Origin of the sequence: Salinivibrio sp. MA427 (assembly GCF_001996115.1) — a bacterium.
GTDB lineage: Bacteria > Pseudomonadota > Gammaproteobacteria > Enterobacterales > Vibrionaceae > Salinivibrio > Salinivibrio costicola.
The window spans coordinates 1-8774 of sequence record NZ_MUFH01000091.1 but is presented as its reverse complement, the minus strand read 5'-3'; the positions used below and the strand labels follow the sequence as shown (position 1 = coordinate 8774).

General features: G+C 50.1%; 7 protein-coding genes. 1 reads left to right on the top strand and 6 read right to left on the bottom strand.

Features of this window, described 5'->3' with window-relative positions:
- Together BZG79_RS07915 and hrpA are read right to left on the bottom strand one after the other, a co-directional pair.
- Positions 1-578 (bottom strand): murein L,D-transpeptidase catalytic domain family protein (locus tag BZG79_RS07915; RefSeq protein WP_242414142.1); only part of this gene is annotated, 578 nt, incomplete at its 3' end.
- Positions 579-759: 181 nt separating this feature from the next.
- The gene (gene hrpA, locus BZG79_RS07910) at positions 760-4596 is read right to left on the bottom strand and encodes an ATP-dependent RNA helicase HrpA (protein ID WP_077774132.1); all 3837 of its coding nucleotides are present in this window, start codon (positions 4594-4596) and stop codon (positions 760-762) included.
- A gap of 228 nt (positions 4597-4824) precedes the next feature.
- Here hrpA and BZG79_RS07905 point away from each other — a divergent pair, with 228 nt between their 5' ends.
- Complete coding sequence (locus BZG79_RS07905; protein ID WP_077774129.1) at positions 4825-5289, top strand: TerB family tellurite resistance protein; 465 nt, start codon at positions 4825-4827, stop codon at positions 5287-5289.
- A gap of 13 nt (positions 5290-5302) precedes the next feature.
- Here the strand turns inward: BZG79_RS07905 and btuD are convergent, their stop codons facing one another.
- From btuD to ihfA, 4 genes are all read right to left on the bottom strand, one after another.
- Positions 5303-6091 carry a vitamin B12 ABC transporter ATP-binding protein BtuD gene (gene btuD / locus BZG79_RS07900; RefSeq protein WP_077774128.1) on the bottom strand — a complete coding sequence of 263 codons (789 nt, stop codon included), beginning with the start codon at positions 6089-6091 and terminating at the stop codon, positions 5303-5305.
- A complete protein-coding gene (gene btuC / locus BZG79_RS07895) occupies positions 6091-7089 on the bottom strand; it encodes a vitamin B12 ABC transporter permease BtuC (RefSeq protein WP_242414141.1) in 999 nt (332 codons plus the stop codon). The genes btuD and btuC overlap by 1 nt, the downstream gene beginning before the upstream one ends.
- An 89-nt stretch (positions 7090-7178) precedes the next feature.
- Positions 7179-8210 carry a succinylglutamate desuccinylase gene (locus tag BZG79_RS07890; RefSeq protein WP_077774127.1) on the bottom strand — a complete coding sequence of 344 codons (1032 nt, stop codon included), beginning with the start codon at positions 8208-8210 and terminating at the stop codon, positions 7179-7181.
- 170 nt (positions 8211-8380) lie between these two features.
- On the bottom strand, positions 8381-8677 hold the full coding sequence (ihfA, locus tag BZG79_RS07885; RefSeq protein ID WP_077460508.1) for an integration host factor subunit alpha: 297 nt from the start codon (positions 8675-8677) through the stop codon (positions 8381-8383).
- Positions 8678-8774 lie beyond the last annotated feature (97 nt).

The window sequence follows — 8774 nt, the reverse complement described above, 5'->3', positions numbered from 1 at the left end:
CGAGATGATAAATCAGTGGGTAATGCCGGGCACCCCCAGCTTCGTCCAAGACGACCGCTTTGCTCAATCATGGCGGGATTGGCGTAGTCAGCACCGTGAATCACAATTGCCCGTTCACGCGCCTTATCATTCAAACCTTCAGAGAGGCCATCTAAGCGCAGCGAATAGCCGTGTTTGCCGTGATACGTTTCCGCTGCACGATAAATGCCGAGGGATGTTTGTCGCGAATTGACGCGATTAGAAAACGTCTTGGCATACAGATTCCCGCTGTTCTTGCCATGCGAGACGTACGAACGAAAAAGGACATTACGCGTTTTGACATTAATCACCCAAAAGCGTTTCTCGGTCGACGGCTTACCATAATCAATCAACGTCATCACAGGTTTGGCACTGTGATGCTGGGAAAAGTGACGGTAGGCATCGGCAAAAGCGTGATAAGATACCTCTCCTTCAAGGTGAAGGGATTGATATAGCCCACTGACGTCATCTTTAAAGCTGGCCAATACGGGATGAGAGATGCTCAATGTAAGTAAGCCCAACAGCCCAAGTCCCCAAGAGGGAAGAATGAATCGCATCATGATGTGCTCCTTGTTTTGCCACTGCAATACAGGCTATCTAGTTAGCGTGCCTGTATTGACAAAAACAAAAACCGTGCCATCAAGACACGGTTTCATTAGCTATTGATAGTTAAGTAATTTAATCAGCTCACCGCAGACCGACGTACACGCGCAAGTCGACGGTGGCAGAAGGTTGCCACAATTAAAGCGCAGCCATTGCGTTTTTGATCCGCTTATCAGACACCGGGTACGGGGTACCCAGTTGCTGAGCAAAGTAACTCACGCGTAGCTCTTCAATCATCCAACGAATCGCCTTCACCTCATCAGGCACCGGCTTTCCTTTTGGCAGCTTGTTATACAGCGTTTTATAGTCGTTCATGACCGACTCTATCTTGAGCATATGGTTACGATCGCGCGTCGGATCGACGGGTAATTTTTCTAGTCGACGCTCTATCGCCTTCATATAGCGCAAAATATCCGGCAGCCGCTCCCAACCACAGTCGGTGGCAAACCCTTTGTATATCAAGCCTTCCAATTGCGCTTTAATATCAGACATAGCAAATGCCATCGACAAATCTACTTTGCCTTTCAGTTTTTTGTTGATAGTAAACGCATGCGTCAGGATTTGCTCAACGTGCTGAGCAATGTCGACCACTGTATCGCCTAGCTCTGCACGCACGGTTTCTTTTAACGACTCAAACTCGGCCTCTTCCCAAGTAAGGCCGCCGTGCTGAGCAATTAATTTATCGACGCCACAAGCAATACAATCATCGATTAAATCCAGCACACGCCCATAGGGGTTAAAGTACAGCCCCAGCTTTGATTTGTTGGGTAAATGTGCATGAAGATACTTAATCGGCGATGGCACATTGAGTAAAATCAACCGGCGCTGTCCGGCCTGCATCGCTTTTAGTTGCTGATCTTCCGTTTCAAATAAGCGAATCGCGACGCTGTCTTTTTCATCCACCAGTGCCGGGTAAGCCTTGACTTCAAAGCCATGTTTTTTTTGCTGATAACGCGATGGCAAACGGCCAAAGTGCCATTGCGTGATCCCTTGCTGCTCAATGTCATCATCTGCCACGTCCGACAAGGTGGCCTGAACCTGATCTTTGAGTGACACCTTGAGCGCGTTCAGATCTTCGCTTTCCGCGAGGGTTCGATTTTTATCATCGACGACGCGGAACTGCATCCGCAAATGCTCTGGAAGTTGGCTGAAGTTCCAGCTTTCACGCGCAATCGTCACCCCTGACATCTGCTTAAGGGCTTTTTCCATACTATCTAGCAAAGGCGCCTCTAGTGGCGTCACGCGCTGTAAGATTGCATCGGCATAGTTGGGGGCCGGGACAAAGTTACGACGTAACGGCTTAGGCAAGGATTTGATCAATGCGACAATCAGCTCATGACGCAGACCCGGCACATGCCAATCAAAGCCCTCTTCAGATACCTGGTTGAGAATCGGTAACGGAATATGCACCGTGACCCCATCATGATCTTGCCCGGGTTCAAACTGATAACTGAGCTTGAGTTTGACGTTATCTTGATACCAAACGTTGGGATAATCTAACTCGGTGACATGGCTCGCATCACCTTGCAGCAGCATGGCTTTTTCGAAATTCAGTAAATCGGGATCGTCCTGACGGGCTTTTTTCCACCAGCTATCAAAGTGACGACCACTGACCACACTGTGATCGAGACGCTGGTCATAAAAATCAAACAAGGTGTCATCGTCTGCCAAAATATCGCGGCGACGCGATTTAAGCTCTAGCTCTTCCACCTCCGCAAGCAGCTTTTGATTTTGACGGAAAAAGGCGTGCTTAGTCTGCCAGTCGCCTTCAACCAGCGCCGAGCGAATAAATAGTTCGCGGCTGAGCACAGGATCAATCGGCCCATAGTTTACTTTGCGGCTGGCAACAATCGGGATCCCGTATAAGGTCACTTTTTCGCTTGCCATGACCGCCGCCTGCTTCCGAGACCAATGCGGCTCACTGTAGGTGCGCTTAATCAGATGCTGCGCCAAGGGTTCGACCCACTCGGGTTGGATCCGCGCGGCAATTCGCCCCCATAATTTGGAGGTTTCGACCAGCTCGGCCACCATCACCCATTTAGGCTGTTTTTTAAATAAGCCCGATCCAGGAAAAATATGGAAACGTGCATTGCGGGCACCTTGGTAATCGTTCTTCTCTTGGTCTTTTAAACCAATATGACTCAACAGGCCGGCGAGTAAAGCCATATGCACAGCCTGATAGTTTGCCGGCTCTTGGTTAAATGCGCTGTTTTGCTCTTTCATTACCTGGGTAATTTGGTAGTGGACATCTTGCCACTCTCGTACACGCAGGTAGTTGAGGTAGTCTTTTTTACACTGCTTGCGGAACTGGTTATTCGACAGCAATTGTTGCTGCTCTTTCACGTAGCCCCACAGATTGACATACGCTAAAAAGTCGGATTCTTTATCGGCAAACCGGCGGTGCTGCTCATCGGCTTGTTGCTGTTTATCCGCCGGACGCTCACGCGGATCTTGAATCGCCAGCGCGGCAGCAATCACCATCACTTCATTGAGTGCCCCATACTTAGGCGCTTCAATCACCATGCGCGCTAAACGCGGATCAATCGGAAGCTTGGCCAGGGTTTTGCCCACTCCCGTCAGCTGACGCTTGGAGGCCACTTGTCCGGATTTAATTGCCCCCAGCTCTTCGAGTAAGCGCACACCGTCTTTAATGTGACGGCTATCAGGTGGCTGAACAAACGGAAAGGCTTGAATATCACCCAGACCAAGCGCCGTCATTTGCAAAATCACCGACGCCAGATTGGTCCGAAGAATTTCCGGATCGGTAAACTCAGGTCGACCTAAAAAATCGTCTTCGCTATAAAGGCGAATACAAATCCCTTCTGACACACGCCCGCAACGGCCCTTACGCTGATTGGCACTGGCTTGCGAAATTGGTTCAATGGGCAACCGCTGTACCTTGGTGCGGTAGCTATAGCGTGAAATGCGCGCCGTACCCGGATCAATCACATACTTGATCCCCGGGACCGTCAACGAGGTTTCTGCGACGTTGGTGGCCAGTACAATCCGTCGCCCAGAATGAGATTGAAAAACACGATTTTGTTCGCCGGCAGAAAGCCGAGCATAGAGCGGTAAAATCTCGGTATCCCGTAACTGGCGACGTTGCAAGTGATCGGCTGTGTCACGAATTTCTCGCTCACCATTCATAAAGATCAGAATGTCGCCTGGCCCTTCGGTGCAAAGCTCATCGACGGCTTCGCTAATCGCTTCAAGCTGATCGCGGTCGCTTTCATCGTCTTCAGCCAACGGACGATAGCGTACGTCAACCGGATAAGTGCGGCCAGACACCTCAATCATAGGGGCATTGTTGAAATGCTTAGAAAAACGTTCTGGGTCGATGGTCGCCGAGGTGATGATGACTTTTAAGTCGGGACGCTTTGGCAGCAACTCGCGCAAATAGCCGAGAATAAAGTCGATATTGAGGCTACGTTCATGCGCTTCATCGATGATAATGCAGTCATACTGATTGAGATAACGATCATGCTGAATTTCTGCCAACAAAATCCCGTCAGTCATCAGCTTTACTTGCGTCGCATCTGACACCTTGTCGTTAAAACGCACTTTATAGCCGATACTACGGCCAAGCTCGACATCAAGCTCATCGGCAATGCGAGAAGCAACAGATCGCGCCGCCAAGCGACGTGGCTGCGTATGACCAATGGTCCCTGCAACACCCAGCCCTAATTCCATACAAATCTTGGGTAGCTGAGTGGTTTTACCCGATCCCGTTTCACCGGCAATAATCACTACCTGATGGTTGGCAATAGCCTCGGCAATATCGTCTTTTTTCTGACTAACGGGCAATGCCTCAGGATAACTAATGGTGGGCGTGCTCGTTTGTCGCGATAAGACGCGCTGCATGCTTTGCGCCATATCCGCGGCGATTTGATCGTAAACGGCCTGTTTGGCATCGTTTTTATTGATTTTCTGCGCACCGTGAATGCGTTTTTTAAAGCGAAAACGGTCTTGCAGCATACAATCGTTTAAGGCTGCAAATAGCGTGTCTGGCGTGTTGTGATGACGTGAACTCAAGGCGATTCCTGCTTACTGCTTAATCTTTTAAGGCGTTTATCAGTGTCACAGCCGATAAATAAGGTTGATTGGTGTCGCATCCTATCACAAAGTAAAAAGAATCAAACCTGCATAGGATTCGCACCGTATTCTATGACAGACCTAAATGACTTCGCAGTAGGGAGAAGCGCCATGCTTAAACAGCTATTTAGTAAATTAGAATCTGCCTTTGCGGCCGATCTGGGGCAACAGGGCGATCAGGCAGGCTTATCACGGCATCAAGCGATGGCTGRCCTGCTCAGTGAAGTCGCCATGGCGGATCATGATATTGATGAAAGGGAGAAGGAGACCAAGAAAGCACGGATCTGCCAACTGTTATCGCTTGAGACCACGCAAGCTGAATCGTTACTTGAGCAAGCACGACAACACAGTGAGCATGCAACGTCACTCTATGAATATACCGACAAATTACGCGATCTCGACCCGCACACACGGATTTTGCTTATCGAAGCCATGTGGTCAGTGGCTTACGCTGATGAAAACATCGACCCCTTAGAGGAAGCCGTGATTCGAAAAACGGCCGATCTACTTTATGTCGATCATGCTGACTTTATTCGCGCCAAATTAACGGTTATCGACAACGATGAACGTGACTAGCAACGCGTGGTAGTTAACTCGTTCGCGCACGCATAATCACGGGGCCATTTACCGTGGAGACTTGCTCAAGCGGGGTCGCAAACACCTCTGAAAGTTGGCGATCGGTTAACACCTGCCCAGGGCGCCCAGTGGCAACAAGGCGTCCCTGGTTAAGCAATAATACCTTATCGGCATGTACCAATGTCCGGTTGAGATCGTGATTCGCCATCACAATCGCAATGCCATAAGTTGCTGCCATCATGCTAATTTCTTGGTAGATGATTTCTTGTTGTGCCACATCAAGCCCAGTTGCCGGTTCATCCAGTAATAGCAGACACGCATGAGGGTTAAGTGACGGCAACACTTGCAACAAAGCGCCGGCGAGACGAACACGTTGCCACTCTCCTCCGGACAAGCTATCAATGCGCCGATGGAGTTTATCGGAAACAGCTAAACGCGAGGCGATATGATTCACCGCCTCATCACGTGCACTGCCAGCCATTTGCTGTAAGCTTTGTCTTGGTAAGCTATCAAGCACCAGATTAAGGTATTCAAACACCGCCATGACGAACACCGGACGTTGATGCTGCATCAGGTAGCCGCGCCACTGCGCCAATGTTTGCCGGGTTTGACCGCCGAGACGTTGGCTATTGATCGCGATGTGACCAGCTTCTGGCATCTCTAATCCCGACAGAAGCTGTAACAAGGTACTTTTGCCACTGCCATTAGGCCCAATTAAATGCACCACCTGCCCGGCTTCAACGGATAGGGAAAGGGGGAAAAGCCTCGGCGGCAAACTCACATCTTGCGCATGAACCACCATTACCCTGCCCTCACTAACATCCAAATAAACAAAGGTGCACCAATCACACTGGTTACCACGCCGACAGGTAACTCCGCCGAGGGAATAATAAGCCGTCCAATGGTATCCGCACAGACAAGCAATAATGCGCCGGCAAGCGCCGACATTGGCAACAAGTAGCTATTACGGCTGCCCAACCATAAGCGCAAATAATGCGGCACAATTAGGCCAATAAAGCCGATCACACCGGCCGTCGCAACCGATACCCCAACCAGTATGCTCACGAGCACAATCAACTGCCAACGCAGCCGATGAGTATCAAGTCCCAATTGCTGTGCTTGTTGGTCGCCAAGCATGAGTTGATCGAGTTTTTGCCCGTAGCGCCATAATAGCGCAATACAAGGTAACGTTATCGACAATATCGCAACATGCTCTAAACGCATGCCCGATAGCGATCCCATTAACCAAACCATTAATTGGCGTAGGTTAAAGTCGGTGCTGAAATAAAATGCCAATGTCACTCCCGAGCCGGCTAAGATGCTCAGGGCAACCCCCACCAATAAAATTCGGGACGTGGCTAATGCCCGGCGTGCCAACATCACCAATATCAAGGTAAAGGCACTGGCGCCTAGCATCGCAGCAATCGCCATATGCGAGCTTGATGCCCACGTAGGTGCAAGCAGTAATAATAAGACGACCGCAATGCTCGCCCCACCGGAGATCCCAAGCACACCCGGCTCAGCCAAAGGATTACCCAGCAATACTTGCAAGCTGGCTCCCGCCATCGCCAGCGACGCTCCTATCAATAATGCAGCTAACACCCGAGGCAAACGCAGCTGGATCAGCAGTTGTTGCGCCAATGGCGAATCGGGCGCGAGCGGATTAATCCAGAGCTCTCCCACACTCAGCGCCACGCCACTGGCTAACAACAAAAGACAGGAAAAAAGACATAACGCGCGCCGCCAACGGATATGTTGGCGGGCGGTGAGTGATGACACTTGCATGGGTCGTTCGACCATCTATTCAGCACATAATAATGCAATGTACTTTACCGACTGAATCAACGGTTGAAAAGCGCTAACACCCAGCGTGTGGCAAGAGTACGCGATTACGCTGATGTTGTATTCACATACAAGGGCTGGTCGGCATCAGGGCGAAAAGGCGTGGCTAATAATCCAGCACGATGGCCAACCGGCACATTCGCATTGGGGAAGATCACGACCTCACCGTCTTGCTCAGCATGAATGCTCATACCTTCATCCGTGGCTAAGCATTCACCTTGCTGAAACGGCGTAAAGTTCTTCGTCGAGGATGAAAACGTCAGCGCAAACTGCTCGGTGTGTTTCGTCAACGTGCGTGTTACTCGATAAAAACGCATGGGCGTCAGTGTCGAGGGCAACGCAGTCTCGCTAAGGAGCGTGCGTAATGTCTGATTAAGCGGTGCATACTCACGCATGTCGTTCTCATACAGTGGCGCAACACGCCCCATTTCTAAGGTCGCCGCCAAGGCATCATGATGGTTGGCGCTGTACCAGCTGAATGTGGGGGATGGCGATTGTGACAGAACACTCGCATCCATTTGCGCATCGTTGAGCAAGGCCGCCAGTGGGCGTACATCCGTCGCTTTAGACGTCGTGGGGATCACGCCAAACATATAGTGGAAAGAGTCGCGAATAGCGCTGTGTAAATCCAAGTGCCAACGCTGCATTGACGCGGGCTGCGCCGCAAAAAAGTCACTGACTGCTTGCTGTAGCTGGTTTGCCAAGTGGTGTTCTTCGTTTTTTTCTTGATTCCAGCCACCAAAAAGACGGTTCAAGTTATCTTCAATAAACCGGGTATGGGCTTTAATGGCTTCTGCATGACCAATAATGAGCAGTAACGGCACCGTCGGAATCAATGCGCCACTGAGAATATCGGCCAGCAACCCGTCAATCAGCTCAATCGGTGCGGTTTCATCGCCATGGATCCCCGCAGATAAGACCACGCAACGCGATACCGTGGGGTTGTCAGGTTGGATGCGCACCACACCGGGCATGTGGTGTGTGAAGGTCATAGACGACTGATGCCATTGGTCGGCTTGGAACGCGTGAGGCGCGGTCAGGGCGGCATCAATAAAGGCGCCTGGGCGTGCTGTCAGCATAATGCTTCCTTTTATTACAACTAGACAACAAAACGTTACAACGAGATAACCAATAACCCCAGTGTTTTATCCTGACAATGTGATCATGTATAGACAAATTAAAAAGCCGTGAACCAAAGGCACACGGCTTTCTATTGTGGTGCTATCACCACCGACAAGTTGATGTAGGCTTACTTTTCAACTTCTGCATTTTCAACTCGTGCTTTAAGTTTTTGGCCGGGTCGAAAAGTGACAACACGACGCGCCGTGATCGGAATATCTTCCCCTGTTTTAGGGTTTCGACCGGGGCGTTGATTCTTGTCTCGCAAATCAAAATTACCAAAACCGGACAGTTTGACTTGCTCGCCACTTTCAAGCGCTTTTCGTACTTCTTCAAAAAACACTTCGACTGTATCCTTGGCGTCCCGTTTGCTAATCCCGATATTTTCAAACAGGTTCTCAGCCAAATCGGCTTTCGTGAGCGCCATAGGTTTTCCCTCAAGAATTGTTTAACACATTGGCAATACCGCAGTATCGACACCGCCATTCTACACGTGGTCTACGCGTCTTTAGCCCTTGTATTTT